General features: G+C 64.2%; 15 protein-coding genes and 1 tRNA gene. 8 read left to right on the top strand and 8 right to left on the bottom strand.

What is annotated here, in order from left to right; genetic code table 11:
* Nucleotides 1-20: 20 nt before the first annotated feature.
* A complete protein-coding gene (locus CSQ95_RS23170) occupies nt 21-848 on the top strand; it encodes a MetQ/NlpA family ABC transporter substrate-binding protein (protein ID WP_070222292.1) in 828 nt (275 codons plus the stop codon).
* 86 nt (nt 849-934) lie between these two features.
* On the opposite strand, the gene CSQ95_RS23165 is transcribed toward CSQ95_RS23170, so the two are convergent.
* Nucleotides 935-1,552, bottom strand: a complete 618-nt coding sequence (locus tag CSQ95_RS23165; RefSeq protein ID WP_070222294.1) for an OmpW family protein — start codon at nt 1,550-1,552, stop codon at nt 935-937.
* A 363-nt stretch (nt 1,553-1,915) separates the two neighbouring features.
* Between CSQ95_RS23165 and fur the strand changes: the two genes are divergently transcribed.
* The 7 genes from fur (at nt 1,916) to CSQ95_RS23130 (ending at nt 6,643) form a co-directional block, all read left to right on the top strand.
* Nucleotides 1,916-2,356 (top strand): ferric iron uptake transcriptional regulator, encoded by a 441-nt coding sequence (fur, locus tag CSQ95_RS23160; protein WP_034756687.1) that lies wholly within the window; start codon nt 1,916-1,918, stop codon nt 2,354-2,356.
* A gap of 74 nt (nt 2,357-2,430) precedes the next feature.
* Nucleotides 2,431-2,793, top strand: a complete 363-nt coding sequence (locus CSQ95_RS23155) for a MerR family transcriptional regulator (RefSeq protein ID WP_070222296.1) — start codon at nt 2,431-2,433, stop codon at nt 2,791-2,793.
* Nucleotides 2,794-2,866: 73 nt separating this feature from the next.
* Complete coding sequence (locus CSQ95_RS23150; protein WP_180279141.1) at nt 2,867-3,457, top strand: NAD(P)H-dependent oxidoreductase; 591 nt, start codon at nt 2,867-2,869, stop codon at nt 3,455-3,457.
* A gap of 180 nt (nt 3,458-3,637) precedes the next feature.
* Nucleotides 3,638-4,855 (top strand): SpoIIE family protein phosphatase, encoded by a 1,218-nt coding sequence (locus CSQ95_RS23145; protein WP_218963639.1) that lies wholly within the window; start codon nt 3,638-3,640, stop codon nt 4,853-4,855.
* Nucleotides 4,856-4,920: 65 nt separating this feature from the next.
* Complete coding sequence (locus CSQ95_RS23140) at nt 4,921-5,478, top strand: SiaB family protein kinase (protein WP_070222302.1); 558 nt, start codon at nt 4,921-4,923, stop codon at nt 5,476-5,478.
* A 22-nt stretch (nt 5,479-5,500) separates the two neighbouring features.
* Nucleotides 5,501-5,899: a DUF1987 domain-containing protein gene (locus CSQ95_RS23135; RefSeq protein ID WP_099411215.1), complete on the top strand. Its 399-nt coding sequence runs from the start codon at nt 5,501-5,503 to the stop codon at nt 5,897-5,899.
* Nucleotides 5,900-5,902: 3 nt separating this feature from the next.
* The gene (locus CSQ95_RS23130; RefSeq protein WP_099411214.1) at nt 5,903-6,643 is read left to right on the top strand and encodes a GGDEF domain-containing protein; all 741 of its coding nucleotides are present in this window, start codon (nt 5,903-5,905) and stop codon (nt 6,641-6,643) included.
* Nucleotides 6,644-6,657: 14 nt separating this feature from the next.
* On the opposite strand, the gene CSQ95_RS23125 is transcribed toward CSQ95_RS23130, so the two are convergent.
* From CSQ95_RS23125 to fdxH, 7 genes are all read right to left on the bottom strand, one after another.
* Nucleotides 6,658-7,368, bottom strand: a complete 711-nt coding sequence (locus CSQ95_RS23125; protein ID WP_257218188.1) for an ABC transporter substrate-binding protein — start codon at nt 7,366-7,368, stop codon at nt 6,658-6,660.
* A gap of 171 nt (nt 7,369-7,539) precedes the next feature.
* Nucleotides 7,540-7,635: transfer RNA gene (locus tag CSQ95_RS23120), tRNA-Sec, on the bottom strand.
* Nucleotides 7,614-9,599, bottom strand: coding sequence for a selenocysteine-specific translation elongation factor (gene selB / locus CSQ95_RS23115; protein WP_099411212.1), 1,986 nt, complete (start codon nt 9,597-9,599; stop codon nt 7,614-7,616). Before selB ends, CSQ95_RS23120 begins: the two co-directional genes overlap by 22 nt.
* A complete protein-coding gene (gene selA / locus CSQ95_RS23110; RefSeq protein WP_099411211.1) occupies nt 9,596-11,017 on the bottom strand; it encodes an L-seryl-tRNA(Sec) selenium transferase in 1,422 nt (473 codons plus the stop codon). The genes selB and selA overlap by 4 nt, the downstream gene beginning before the upstream one ends.
* Nucleotides 11,014-12,069: a formate dehydrogenase accessory protein FdhE gene (fdhE, locus tag CSQ95_RS23105; RefSeq protein ID WP_099411210.1), complete on the bottom strand. Its 1,056-nt coding sequence runs from the start codon at nt 12,067-12,069 to the stop codon at nt 11,014-11,016. Before fdhE ends, selA begins: the two co-directional genes overlap by 4 nt.
* 170 nt (nt 12,070-12,239) lie before the next feature.
* Nucleotides 12,240-12,911, bottom strand: a complete 672-nt coding sequence (locus tag CSQ95_RS23100) for a formate dehydrogenase subunit gamma (RefSeq protein WP_099411209.1) — start codon at nt 12,909-12,911, stop codon at nt 12,240-12,242.
* A complete protein-coding gene (fdxH, locus tag CSQ95_RS23095) occupies nt 12,901-13,821 on the bottom strand; it encodes a formate dehydrogenase subunit beta (RefSeq protein ID WP_070313216.1) in 921 nt (306 codons plus the stop codon). The genes CSQ95_RS23100 and fdxH overlap by 11 nt, the downstream gene beginning before the upstream one ends.
* Between the last annotated feature and the right edge of the window lie 6 nt (nt 13,822-13,827).

The raw sequence follows: 13,827 nt of genomic DNA, 5'->3' as shown, positions 1-13,827 counted from the left end.
ATTCAGAAACAAGGACCTGCATGAACCACCTTCGCCGTAATTTGCTCCTGGCCGCCGCCAGCCTGGCCTTCGCCACCGCCGCCCACGCCAAGGACCCGAAAGAACTCGTCATCGGCACCAGCTCCGGCCCGTATTCCGACCAGCTGAAGCTGGGCATCAAGCCTATCCTGGAAAAACAGGGCTACAAGGTCAAGATCGTCGAATTCAACGACTACGTGCAGCCGAACTACGCGCTGGCCGAAGGCTCGCTGGACGCCAACGTGTTCCAGCACATCGTCTACCTGACCAAGTTCGCCACCGATAACAAGCTGCCATTGAGCTCCTTGATCACCGTGCCGACCATGCCGATCGGCCTGTACGGCGGCAAGCAAAAGACGCTGGCCGACGTGAAGAACGGCGCCACCATCACCATGCCGAACGACCCGACCAACCAGGCGCGCGCGCTGGTGATGCTGGCCAAGATGGGCTGGATCAAGCTCAAACCGAACGTCGATCCGCTGCGCGCGTCCGAACGCGACGTGCTGGAGAACCCGAAGAAGCTGAAACTGGTGCCGCTGGAAGCGGCGCAGCTGCCACGTTCGCTGGCAGACGCCGACTACGCCTTTGTGAACGGTAACTTCGCCCTGGCCGCCGGCATGAAGCTGACGTCGGCCCTCAGCGTGGAAAAGATCTCGGACAGCTATATCAACCTGGTCGCCATCCGCACGGCCGACAAGGCCAAGCCATGGGTGAAGGACCTGGAAGCGGCCTACCGCTCGCGCGCCTTCCTCGACGCGACGAACAAATACCTGGCCGGCTACGAAAAGACGGACTACCAGCTGGCGCTGGAAAAGACGCTGAAAAAATAAACAGCGTGCACCAAACGTAAAAAGGACGGCCAAGGCCGTCCTTTTTTATTGTCTGTCCGCGCCTTGCGGGCGCTGTCATGCCTTGCTTAGAAGCGGTAGCCGACGCCTACGCCGATCAGGATAGGATCGACTTTGACTTCGCTGATCTTGGCGCCGCCGGCCAGTACGTCGCTGCGGATCTGTACTTTCTTGATGTCGAAGTTCAGCGACCAGTTTTTGTCCAGTTTGTAATCGACACCGGCTTGCAGCGAGTAGCCCCAGCTGTCATGCTCCAGGCGGCCTGCGCCGTTCAGCAATTTCACGTCCGAGATATTCGTGTAGTTCACGCCGGCACCCACGTATGGGCTGAACTGTTTTTCAGGCATGAAGTGGTATTGCAGCGACAGGGTCGGCGGCAAATGCTTGAAAGTACCGATCTTCGTGCCGGACAAGGTAACGTCATGCTTTTGCGGATACGTCAGGATCAGCTCGGCAGCGATGTTAGGCGTGAAGAAATACGAAATATCGATTTCAGGAATCGTCTTGCTGCTGACGTGAATAAGGTCGGATGCGCCGACGCCACCAACAGGAGCAGATTTGTTGGCCGGATCGATGTGCACGGCGCGGGCACGGACCAGCCATGGGCTTTCCTGTGCCATTGCGTTGCCGGCGAAGGCGCCGATGGCGGCCAGGACGATTGCTGCTGCAGTTGCGGACTTTTTCATTCTAGTTCCCTCTTTTTGTCGTTAAGTAACGCTGCGAAGTCTAAGAGTGCAGTGCAACAAAAACTTTGATCCACATCAAATAGTGCTAGATGGCATCACTAGACGGATTTTTTCCTTTGCCCAGGTCAAGAAAATGCGGCAATGCAGCGTGAACGCTTGCATGCCGCCCATTTCAGCGGCCAGCCAGCCGCACAATGCCGGGACAAATTGCGCGCCGCGCAATGGTTACTTGCGCCGATGTCACTGGATTGCCGCCTGCCCCTGCAGCATACTATTTCCAGTGCACACATGAGAATGGTAATGATTATCATTTGCGATATAATGGCTTACCTCGCTCAGCGACTACAAAAAGGAATGGGAGACATGGATATATTGAGGGAACTGCGTGAATCGGGCTTGAAAGTGACCATCCCCCGCTTGCGGATTCTGCAGCTGTTCCAGGAAGGCACGATCAAGCACCTGAGTGCGGACGATGTCTACAAACTCTTGCTGGCTGAAAAGATCGACGTGGGCCTGGCCACCATCTACCGCGTGCTCATGCAGTTTGCCGAGGCCGGCATTCTGTTTCGCCGGCACTTCGAATCGGGCCACGCCGTGTTCGAACTCAATGAAGGCCAGCACCACGACCACCTGGTCTGCACGGGTTGCGGCAAGGTCGATGAATTTGTCGACGAAGGCATCGAACTGCGCCAGAACGAGATCGCCGCCGAACGGGGCTTCGTGCTGCACGAGCACGCGCTGTCGCTGTACGGCACCTGCGCCGAATGCACGGCGAAGAAAGTCCCGCCGCGCAAAGCCTCCTGAGGCAGCGCGGAAGGTAGCGCCTGGCAAGCCACCTGCGCTACACTGCATGCGCCACAGCTCAACAAGGGACAAGCATGTACATCGGAGAAATCGCCCGCCTGGCGGGCACCTCGCCCAAGGCCTTGCGCCACTATGAAGCGCTGGGCTTGCTGGGCGACGTGCGCCGTTCCGGCGCCTATCGCGTCTACACGCAGCAAGACCTGGCGCAGGTCAAACTGATACGCCAGGCGCAGGTCCTGGGCTTCCGCCTGGCCGAACTGCTGCCCGTCCTGGCCGGCGACGATACGGACTGGGCTGCCCTGTCACGGCACATCGACGCCAAGCGCGCGCAGGTGCGGCAGGATATCGCCCGCCTGCGCCAGCTCGACGCGCAGCTGGCCGACATCGATACGGAAATCCGCGACTGCCTGGCGCGCCAGCAACTGCAGGCAGCCTGACACTGCGCGCTTGACTCTGCCCCCAGGGGCAGGCTTTAGCATGCAAGCTCTTCTTTAACGGAAAGCCTGCAGCATGAGCAAAATTACACCGAAGCGCATTTTAATTCTCCTCGGCCACCCGTCCAGCGACAGTTTCTGCGCCGCCCTGGCCGAGGCCTACGCCGCCACGGCCCGCAGCGCAGGCCATACCGTGCGCGAACTGCGCCTGGGCCAGCTGGACTTCGACCAGAACCTGCATGAAGGCTACCGCCAGGTGCAGCCGCTGGAGCCAGACTTGCTGGCCGCGCAGGAAGCCATCAGCTGGGCCGAACACCTGGTGTTCGCCTACCCGATCTGGTGGGGCGGCGCGCCGGCCCTGCTGAAAGGCTTTGTCGACCGCATCTTCCTGCCCGGCTTTGCCTTCAAATACCGCCCGGGCAAGGCCTTTCCCGCCCAGCTGCTGAAGGGCCGCACGGCGCAGCTGCTGGTGGCGATGGACACGCCGCCCTGGTACTTCCGCTGGGTCTACCACATGCCCGGCATTCACCAGCTGCGCAAGACGACCCTGGAATTTTGCGGCGTCAAGCCCGTCAAGGTGGCCTGCTTCGGCCCCATGATCGACTCCACCGGCACGCAGCGCGCGCACTGGCTGGAGCAGGCACAGGCGCTGGCCAGGCGTCTGTAAGCCCGGCAACGGATTGCCATGCAGCCATCTTGCATACGGTTTTGACAAGCCGGTAATCAAGCCGTCATATTCAGCGGCTACCATGATGATATTGCCTGTTTGTCAGTCGCCTTGCTCTCGCGACAACAAAGGTCCGATCGTCATGTAAAGGTAGCCGCTGTGGAGTTCAACGCTTCTCGATTGCATCTTCCCCGTTATCGCACGTCCGTGGCGCTTGATCTGTGCGTTCCCACGGAATCGGTGCAGGCCGACGCCAGCAACTTCGCCGTGCTGGAATTGTTCACGGAACGGCGTGACATGATGAGCCTGCCCGTCACGGAACAGCAAAAGCCGATCGGCTTGATCAGCCGCAATATCTTCATGTCGCAGATGTCCAAGCCCTTTTATCACGAGGTGTACGGCAAGAAGAGCTGCATCGCCTTCATGGACAAGGAACCGCTGATCGTCGATGGCGCCATGAGCATCGAAGACCTCACCTTCCGCGCCGTGGAAGCGGGAGAGAAGGCGCTGGCCGACGGCTTCATCATCACCGAGGATGGCGCGCTGGCCGGCGTGGGCTTCGGCCTGCAGCTGATGAACGTGGTGGCCACCATGCAGGCGGAAAAGAACCGGCAGATCATGCACAGCATCGATTACGCCAGCGTGATCCAGCGCGCGCTGCTGCGCACCTCCGATGCGGAATTGCGCGCCACCCTGCCCGACGCGCACCTGGAATGGCAGCCGCGCGACGTCGTCGGCGGCGACTTCTACTTTTTCGAACGCCACGAAGGGGGCTGGTTCGCCGCCATCGCCGACTGCACGGGCCACGGCGTGCCCGGCGCCTTCATGACCCTGATCGCCTCGTCGGCCCTGAGCCAGTCCTTGCGCGAACGGGGGCCGCGCGATCCGGCCGCCCTGATCGGCGCCGTCAGCCGCGCCATCAAGACCCTGCTGGGCCAGGACGGCGCCGACAGCGGCGCGGCCACCGGCCACGCCGGCTCGAACGACGGCATGGATTGCGCCTTTTTATGCTACGACACGGCCAGCGCCAGCCTGCGTTTCGCGGGGGCGAAACTGGCGCTCTACGTGGTGGCGCCGGGAGAAGAAACCGTGCGCGCCATCGATGGCGCGCGCATGGGCGTGGGCTATGTCGACACGCCGGCCGGCTACTGCTGGCACAACGAGACGCTCGCCCTTCCCGTCGGCAGCCTGCTGTTTCTCACCACCGACGGCTTGCTCGACCAGATCGGCGGCGCGCGCGACATCGCCTACGGCAAGCGGCGCATGCGCGAGCAGTTGCTGGCGCGACGCGACGCACCGGCCGGCGACGTGGCGGCGGCCCTGCTGCAGGACAGCGCCGCCTGGCAGGGAAAACAGCCGCGCCGCGACGACCTGACTTTTTTCTGTTTCCGCCTGTAGTTTTGGCGCCATCGCGCCACCTTATCAACAAGAAACCGGGTCACCGGCTAGCCAGGAGCACGCACGTGCTGTACGAAGAATTCAACGAGTTTTGGGATGTGGCCCGCAAGCGCAACATCATCTTTTTTTACGTGGGCTATTTCTCGCAGCACGTGGTGAGCGCCATTTCCGAAACCATCAAGGCGCGCCTCGATACGGCCGGCGCGGCCGGGCCCACGCGGCGGCGCATCTTTTCCTCATTCATCGAGATGTCGCAAAACATCATGCATTATTCGGCCGACAGCCTGACGCCCGACGCGCAGCTGGACCAGCAGATGCGGCGCGGCTCGTTTTGCATCGGCACGCGCGGCGACAGCTTTTTTCTGCTGTGCGCCAACCCCGTCTCGACCGACAACGTGGCGCAGATCCGCGCCCGCCTGGAGCCGCTGCACACGATGACGATGGAAGAAATCCGCCTCGCCTACAAGAAGGCCCTGCGCGAGGAAGCGCCATCGGACAGCAAGGGCGCGGGCCTGGGTTTTCTCACCATGGCGCGCGACGCCAGCGAGCCGCTGGAATTCGAATTCGTCCAGGACCCACAGGAACCTGGCCACACCATCTTCTGCATCAAAGCCATCATTTGAAAGAGCCGACTCAGGAAAGCATATGCAATTACCGTCACCACTGTTCATCGCCGCGACCCCGAGTTCGCCCGAAATCGACTTCCGTTTCGAGCAGCACGCCCTGTCGATCAAGGGCGAGTCGTATCCGGAAAACGCGGCCGCCTTCTATGGCCCGCTGATCGCCGCCGTGCGCGTCTATCTGGAAGGCTGCCGCGAAGCTGCCATCACCGTCAACGTCTCGCTGGCCTACTTCAACAGCTCCAGCACGAAGATGCTGTTTACCCTGTTCGACACCCTGAACCAGGCGGCCGTGGACGGCAACCAGGTGCGCCTGAACTGGTATCACGACGAGGACGACGACACCATCCTGGAATTCGGCCAGGAGCTGCAGCAGGACTTTACGGCCCTCGACTTCCACGACCATCCCGTGCAGGGCAGCTAGGGCATGCGCGCCGCCATCTCCGAGTCCGGCCTGGAACCCGACCTGTTCACCGTGGAAGCGGCAGCGCTGGCCGCCGCGCGCCGCATGCACGCCGACGCCAACGCCTCGGGCGCGGAACAACGGCGCGTGCTCGGTGAACTGATCAATCACTACGAAAGGCTGATGCGCGAGACGCGCCGCCTGATCGGCCGCAGCGACCGCGCCGAGCGCGACATGCATCTGCTGAACCGCCAGCTGCAAACCCTGGCCGGCCAGCTCGAATACCGCGCCACGCACGACCCGCTGACGGGGGCCCTGAACCGCGGCGCCGTGATCGACCACGCTTCGCGCTGCCTGGCGCAGGGCGACATGGCGCTGATCGTGCTCGATATCGACCTGTTCAAGCAGGTCAACGACGACTTCGGCCACCCGGCCGGCGACGGCGTGATCCAGGCCGTGGTCGACTGTTTAAAAGGGTTGTTGGGACAGGAAACGGCCATCGGCCGGGTCGGCGGCGAAGAGTTTTCCGTGGTCTGGCCCACCTCCTCGCGCGACGAGGCGGCGCAAGTGGCGCAGCGCATCTGCGAGACGGTCGGCCGCCAGCGCCATGCGGCGCCCATCACGCGCGCCATCACCATCAGCGTGGGCCTGAGCTGGAACCGCGCCGGCACGCCGTTCGAAACGGCGTACAGCCATGCGGACCAGGCCCTGTACCAGGCCAAGCGCGAAGGACGCAACTGCGTGCGCCAGTGGCTGGAAAGTTAAGTCGATGCGCTGAATCAGCGCAGCTGTTCGCGCGCCATGCTGCCGTCGCGGCGCATGGCCGCTGCCGCGCGCTGCATGACCGCCACCTGCGCCTCGGGCACCTTGAGGTTGCAGGCCAGGTAAGTCTGCACGCGGTTGAAAGTCAGCAGGGGCACCACCTTGCCCTCCCACTCCTTGCCGACGAAAGGCTTGCTGCCCACCGCCAGGCCCACGGCCCAAAGGTCGATGCGCCCGAGCAGCAGCTTTTGCGGATTGATCCACTCCTGCGTGACAGGCGCCACGTTCATGCCGTGCTGGCGCAGGTAGTCATCGCGCGCGTCGCCCAGCACGGTGCCGATCACCAGGCCGCGCGCATCGGCCAGGGTGCGCAGCGCCAAATGCCGCTCGGCCAGGCCATACAGTATCCATTCCGCTTCGTTGAGGGGGCCGATCCAGCGAAACTGCGCTTCGCGCTCTTGCGTGCGCGTGGTGGAAAAGATGCAGGTATCAGGCTCGCGCAGCGCCTGCGCATACGCGCGTTTCCACGGCAGGAGTTCCATCGTATAGCCGATGCCGGCGCGCGCCATGATGTCGCGCACCTTCAGCGTTTCGCGTCCCACGACGACATTGCCTTCCATCATGCTCGACGGCGGCAAATGCTCGCCGACGATGCGCAGGCCCGCCGCCCCGGCCGCCGCCGGCAGCAACAGCGCCGCCAGCAGCCATGCCATGCTTGCTTGTTTCATGCTTGCCTTCTTCTACCACAGGGGATACGCAGCCCTGCACCTGCAGGATGGTACCATCGGCCCCCGCCGGCCATGGCCAAAGGTTGTCAGTTAAACCATTATTTTTCCGTAACGTGGCTCAGGGCCAACGCCGGGATCATCATGCGAGGGGAGGATGGCGAGAAAAACAAGTGGCGGAAAACAGTAGGAGTCGAACCTACGGGAGAACGTCTGACGCCCTCCACCGGGTTTGAAGCCCGGCCACATCACCGGATGAGTATGCTTTCCGCGGTGCCTGAGCTAGCTGTTGGGGCTACGGTGTGGGACCACAACGCCTGCGGGCGCAATAGATGCCCATTGCCAACACGGCGAGTATAACCGACGCGGTCGAAGAATTCCAAGACCTGGATCGCCCGCTTGCGGCCCAAGCCGCTGGCGTCGCGGAAAGTGGCCGCGCCCACAGCGCCGGAACCGGGCGCCAGACTTTCGTCCAGCTCCGCTTTTCCGGCCAGGGTGCGCACCAGTTGCGCCAGCTCGGCCAGCGCCGCCTGGTGATAGAACAGGTCATGCACGACCTGGCTGATCTGCCCTGCCTTGGCAAGCTTGCGCAACAGCCGGCGCGTTTCGTCCTCGGCCAGGCCGAAACCGCGCGCCAGGTCGCGCGTCCACGGCGGATCGGCACGCCCCTGCTCCAGCGCGGCCAGCAAGGGCTCGGCCATGGCCTGCTCCTGCGGCGTCAGTTCCACGCTGTGCGTCGGCAAGTGCAGGCTGGCGCCGCGCGCCAGGATGCCGCCCTGCGCCAGCAAGCCTTCGACCAGATGGCTCCACAAGGCGTCTTCCATCTCCGCGTCGACGATGCGCTTCAGCCGCCACAGTTCCGGCCCTGCCTCGTCGGGCGCGCGCGCGTGGAAGGCCGCCAGTGCGGTGAGCACCCGCTCTTGCAGCGCCAGCAACGCGGGCGGCGCCACCAGCAGTGCATCGCCGCCGCGCAGGGCGATGCGCCGCGTGTCGGGCGGCAGCGCCAGGGCATGCGCCGGCAGCAGGGACAGGCGCACCAGCAGCGACTCGCGCAGCCCCAGCGGGCTTTGCGCCAGCAGCGCCGCATAGTCGCCGTGCGCGACAAACACCGCCAGCGCATCGAGCCACGCCAGCCTGGCCGGGCTGCGGCGCTTGCGCGCCGGGCCGAACGGATCGAGCACCATGCCGCCGCCCACCGTCTGCGTCGCCTGCGCATTGCGCACGACGAAGCGGTCACCCGGCACGCCGTGCATGGGAGCCTCGAACACCAGTTGCACCCTGCCCGTCTGTCCCGGCGACAGGGTTTCGCCATCGAGCATGACGGCGCGCGCCAGCTGGTGCGCCGCACCCAGGTGCACGTGCAGCGGCGACCAGGCTTTCAGCTGCACGCCGGCATCGGGCAGCAGGGTCAGTTCCACGTCCAGGCGCTCGGAACACTGCGCCAGCTCGGGCGCGACGATCCAGTTGCCCCTTTCGATGCGCTCGCGGTCGATGCCGGCGAGGTTCAGCGCCAGACGCTGCCCCGCCATGCCCGTCTCGGCCGCGCGGTTCTGCGCATGGATGCTGCGCACGCGCGCAGGCGCGCCGCCGGGTGCCAGCTGCAGCATGTCGCCCACCTGCGCGCGTCCCGCCAGCGCCGTGCCGGTGACGATGGTGCCCTGCCCCGACAGGGTGAACACGCGGTCCACGCCCAGGCGGAACAGCCGGCGCTCGTCACGTTGCGGCAAGCTGCGCGCCACCTGCGTCAGGTGCGCCAGCAAGGCGGCCACGCCCGCATCGTTGTCGCGATGGGCGGCGGTGGGGAAGACCGGGCTGCCCGCCAGCGGCGTGCCGGCCAGCAGCGCCTCGATGTCCGCTTCCACCTGCGCCACGCGGGCGCTGTCGGCGCGGTCGATCTTGGTCAATGCCACGGCGCCGCGCGTCACACCCAGCAATTGCAGGATGGCCAGGTGCTCGTGCGTCTGCGGCATGACGCCGTCGTCGGCCGCCACCACGAGCAGGGCGAAGTCGATGCCCGTCACGCCGGACGCCATGGTGCGGATGAATTTTTCGTGGCCTGGCACGTCGATCACGCCCAGCACCGTGCCGTCGGCCAGCGGCAGATAGGCGTAACCGAGTTCAATCGAGATGCCGCGCGCCTGCTCTTCCTTGAGGCGGTCCGTGTGCACACCGGTCAATGCGCGCGTGAGTGTCGTCTTGCCATGGTCGATATGGCCTGCGGTGCCGACGATCATGCGGACAACTCGGCGAGCTGCGCGATGAAAGCCGTCTCGTGCGCCTCTTCCAGGCAGCGCAAATCGAGCCACAACGTGTCCTGGCCGATGCGGCCAATGACGGGGCGCGGCAAGGCGCGCAAACGCTGTTCCAGCACGCCCAGCGGATTGCTCAGGCGCGAACCGGGGGCGCTGCGGACGGCCAGGCCAAAGCTGGGCAACTGGTCGACGGGCAAGGCGCCGCTGCCGATCTGGCTTGTCATCGCTTCGGCCGTGACCACATAGGCGGCACCGAGTACGCTTTGCAGCAGCGGCAGCAGGGTTTGCGCCTGCGCGCACATGGCGCAAGCGGGACGCGTCAGCAGGCGCAAGGTGGTCAGGCGTTCGGCCAGCAAATCGGGTGCGCGGTACAGCTGCAGCACGGGGGCCAGGGCCGCCAGGGTGAGTTTGCCCACGCGCAGCGCGCGTTTCAGGGGATTGCGCTTGATCTTCGCGATCAGGTCGGCGCGCCCGACGATGACGCCGCATTGCGGGCCGCCCAGCAATTTGTCGCCGCTGAAGGTCACCAGGTCGGCGCCCGCCTCGATGGTTTCGCGCACCGTCGTTTCATGCGGCAGCCCGTATTGCGCCAGGTCGACGAGGGTACCGCTGCCCAGGTCCACGGCCGTCGGCACGCCGTGTTGTGCCGCCAGCGGCACCAGTTCGTCGAGCTCCACGCTTTTCGTGAAACCGGTGATCGCGTAATTGCTGCAATGAACCTTCATCAGCAGGCTTGTCTGCGCGTTGATCGCGTCCGCATAATCGGCCAGGTGCGTGCGGTTGGTGCTTCCCACTTCGCGCAGCACGGCGCCCGCGCGCGTCATCACGTCGGGAATGCGGAAGGCGCCGCCGATTTCCACCAGCTCGCCGCGCGAGACGACGACCTCTTTATTCTGCGCCAGGGTATTGAGCATCAGCAGCACGGCGGCCGCGTTGTTGTTGACGATGGTGGCCGCTTCGGCCCCCGTCAGTTCGCGCAGCAGTTCCTCGACCAGGTCGTCGCGGTCGCCGCGCTTGCCCGTTTCCAGGTCAAATTCCAGGTTCATCGGCCACTGCAGCGCTTCCACCACGGCTTGCACGGCGGCGTCGGGCAGCAAGGCGCGGCCCAGGTTCGTGTGCAGCACAGTGCCCGTCAGGTTGAACACGGCGCGCAGCCGCGGGTACGCTTGCGATTGCAGCCGTTCGTCCACTTGCGCGACGATGGCGGCGATCGACGCGCCCTCTTCGCCGAAGTTACCAAAACCCGCCCCGGCCAGCATGGCCGTGCGCAGTTCGGCCAGCACGGCGCGCGCGCAGGCCAGGGTCTGCACGCGGCCGTAATGCGCAATCAGGGCCAGGCAAGCCGCGTCGCCCAGGATGCGGTCCACCGATGGCAGGCGCACGGTCTGCCCCGTCGTCATGCTGGCTGGCCCTCGCCGCTTTCGCTCTTCCCCAGCCACAGCAGCGGATTGCCGCTGGCGCGCTGGTAGCCCGCTTCGCCCACCAGCAGGTCGAGCATCAGGCTGGCCAGGTCGTCGGCCAGCGGTTCGACGTTGTAATCGTGTTCCTGGTTGAAGACTTTTCGATAGGTATGGCAATCGTCGCAGGTTTCCGCGCGCGCCACCTTTTTCGGGTCATTCGCCTTGTTCGGCAATTTGTCGTCCTTCGCCGTCACGGGGTCGAACGGGGCGGCATCGGCCGCATCGAGGCCCTGGTAGGCGATCTTGCCATTCTGTTCGCAGGTCGAGCATTTCACGCGCACCATATGCCATTCGCTTTCGCAGATGCCGCAATGCAGGTAGCGGTAGCCCTGTGACTGGCCGCCGATGCGGATCACGCTGGCGACCGGGTGCGAACCGCAGACGGGGCACAAGGTGCCCGTTTCCAGGTCCGGCACGCGCGCGGCGCGCAGTTCGCTGGCCGATACCGACCACAGGATTTGCAGGGCGGCCGCGACGAATGGCGCGTGCATGGGATTGAGGTTGTCGCCGTTTTCATCGAGCACGGCATCGGCGCAGGCGTCCAGCGCTGTCGCGTCGAGCGCGCGCAGCTGGGCCAGCACCTGCGTCAGGCCGCCGGACAGGGCCGGCTGGCGTGCCGCCGTGGCGGCCAGTTCATCGAGCAGGCTGGCAAAGATGTCGCGCCAGACGGGCGGACGGGCGCCGCTGACGGGCAGCACGGGCATACGGTGGGCGATCGCGCGGCGCAGCGCATCGGGGTCGGCGGCAGGCACGGCGCCGGGTGCCAGTTTTCCCACCACGGCGGCCTGCGCATCGGCCAGCGCGGCCATCAGCACCAGGTAGCCCTGCATGCCCGCGTCGACGGGGATGCCCTTGATATTGCCCTGCGCCAGTTCGCGCAAGCGCTGTGCACGCGCCGTAAACAGGCTGACTGGCTGCGGCAGCAGCAGGCGCGGAATCGCGTTGTGGTCCAGGCCTTCGATTTCGCCTGGCTGAAGAATACGTTGTACCAATGGAGTTCCAATAAAAAAGGATACTGTAAAAGCATTTTAATCGATACGGTCTTCGCAAGCCGCAAAGTAAAAAGGTCAGTCCCTTCGGGATCGGGATGCGTTCCATTGGAACGCATCCCCCCGTCGGGTCTGACCCCAGCAGTTGCAGTTGGGTTTAATTACGAAGAGCCTTAGTCCTTCGTATTACGCATCACCGCCTCAAACCACTTCGGATGGTGCTTGCGCGCCCAGCCGTAGGTGACGGTGCCGCGCACCATGGCGCCGATCGAGCCCTTGACCCACAAGGCCGCATAGATGTGCACGATGATGGCGCAGATGATGCCAAACGCGCAACCGGCATGCAGCAAAGCGGCAAAGCGCACGATGTCGATCGGGAAGTAGAACGCGAAGTACGCGCGCCAGATCACGATGCCCGACAACAGCAAGCCCACCATGCAGAACAGCAGCACGAAGAACAGGATCTTCTGGCCAGCATTGTATTTGCCGATCTTCGGAAGCTTGTCTTCGCGGTTGTTGAGCACGTCGTCCATCTGTTTCAGCCACTGCTTGTCGCCGTCCTCGAACTTGTTGTGGTGCCAGAAGCGCACCACGAGGATGGCGAACGAGACGAACATCACCAGGCCGGCAAACGGATGCAAAATGCGCGTCCATTGCCCGCCGCCGAACAGGTTCGCCAGCCACGCCATCGAGGGATGGAACATGGCCAGGCCGGACAGGGCCAGCATGACGAAGGTGATGGCCGTGACCCAGTGATTCGTGCGCTCATTGGGGTTGTAGCGCTCGATCAAGGGATTGCCATCCTTGTCGCGCAGCTTGCCATCGTGAAGGTCACTATGCTTCATGCTGTTCCTCCCGGATGCGCTTGGCCTCTTCCAGCGCCTCGTGCTCTTCGTCCTTGCTCACTTCGTTCGGGCCGACACGCGTGTAATGGAAGAAGCCTGCCAGTGCCGTGGCGGCCATGCCGGCCACCGCCAGCGGCTTGGACCAGCCCTTCCAGAAGCCCACCATCGGGCTGATGCGCGGGCGTTCCGGCAAGTTCGAATACAGCTTCGGCTTGTCGGCATGGTGCAGCACGTACATCACGTGCGTGCCGCCCACGCCCAGCGGATCGTACAGGCCCGCATTCTCGAAACCGCGCGACTTCAGGTCGACGATGCGCTCTTCCGCATGCACCTTCATGTCTTCCTTGGTGCCGAAGACGATGGCGCCCGTCGGGCAGGTTTTCACGCAGGCCGGTTCCTGGCCCACGGCCACGCGGTCCGAGCACAAGGTGCACTTGTAGGCGCGGTCGTCCTTTTTCGAAATGCGGGGCACGTCGAAAGGACAGCCGGCCACGCAGTAGCCGCAGCCGATGCAGTTTTCCTGGTGGAAATCCACGATGCCGTTCGTGTATTGCACGATGGCGCCCGGCGCCGGACAGGCTTTCAAACAGCCCGGGTCCTCGCAGTGCATGCAGCCATCCTTGCGGATCAGCCACTCGAGGTTGCCGTCGTTGTTTTCGTGTTCGGCAAAACGCATCACCGTCCACGATTGCGGCGTCAGGTCCGTCGGATTGTCATAGGTGCCATGGTTTTCGCCGACTTCGTCACGCAAGTCGTTCCATTCCATGCACGCCGTCTGGCAAGCCTTGCAGCCGATGCATTTCGACACATCGATCAGCTTGGCCACGGTGCCCGTCACCGGGCTACGCCCTTGCGGCGGCGTTACCGTGGTCGCCGACAGGCGCCGGATATCTAAGGATTGCAGTGCCATTATTGA

This window comes from Janthinobacterium sp. BJB304 (assembly GCF_002735765.1).
Classification (GTDB): domain Bacteria; phylum Pseudomonadota; class Gammaproteobacteria; order Burkholderiales; family Burkholderiaceae_D; genus Janthinobacterium.
The sequence above is the reverse complement of the archived record's forward strand: the minus strand, read 5'-3'. Positions and strand labels throughout refer to the sequence as shown.

What these genes read in the sequence shown, in the direction of transcription:
- CSQ95_RS23170 (WP_070222292.1), top strand. Translation starts at nt 21, where the DNA reads ATGAACCACCTTCGCCGTAATTTGCTCCTGGCCGCCGCCAGCCTGGCC.
- CSQ95_RS23165 (WP_070222294.1), bottom strand. Translation starts at nt 1,552, where the DNA reads ATGAAAAAGTCCGCAACTGCAGCAGCAATCGTCCTGGCCGCCATCGGC.
- fur (WP_034756687.1), top strand. Translation starts at nt 1,916, where the DNA reads ATGGATATATTGAGGGAACTGCGTGAATCGGGCTTGAAAGTGACCATC.
- CSQ95_RS23155 (WP_070222296.1), top strand. Translation starts at nt 2,431, where the DNA reads ATGTACATCGGAGAAATCGCCCGCCTGGCGGGCACCTCGCCCAAGGCC.
- CSQ95_RS23150 (WP_180279141.1), top strand. Translation starts at nt 2,867, where the DNA reads ATGAGCAAAATTACACCGAAGCGCATTTTAATTCTCCTCGGCCACCCG.
- CSQ95_RS23135 (WP_099411215.1), top strand. Translation starts at nt 5,501, where the DNA reads ATGCAATTACCGTCACCACTGTTCATCGCCGCGACCCCGAGTTCGCCC.
- CSQ95_RS23130 (WP_099411214.1), top strand. Translation starts at nt 5,903, where the DNA reads ATGCGCGCCGCCATCTCCGAGTCCGGCCTGGAACCCGACCTGTTCACC.
- CSQ95_RS23125 (WP_257218188.1), bottom strand. Translation starts at nt 7,368, where the DNA reads ATGAAACAAGCAAGCATGGCATGGCTGCTGGCGGCGCTGTTGCTGCCG.
- selB (WP_099411212.1), bottom strand. Translation starts at nt 9,599, where the DNA reads ATGATCGTCGGCACCGCAGGCCATATCGACCATGGCAAGACGACACTC.
- selA (WP_099411211.1), bottom strand. Translation starts at nt 11,017, where the DNA reads ATGACGACGGGGCAGACCGTGCGCCTGCCATCGGTGGACCGCATCCTG.
- CSQ95_RS23100 (WP_099411209.1), bottom strand. Translation starts at nt 12,911, where the DNA reads ATGAAGCATAGTGACCTTCACGATGGCAAGCTGCGCGACAAGGATGGC.
- fdxH (WP_070313216.1), bottom strand. Translation starts at nt 13,821, where the DNA reads ATGGCACTGCAATCCTTAGATATCCGGCGCCTGTCGGCGACCACGGTA.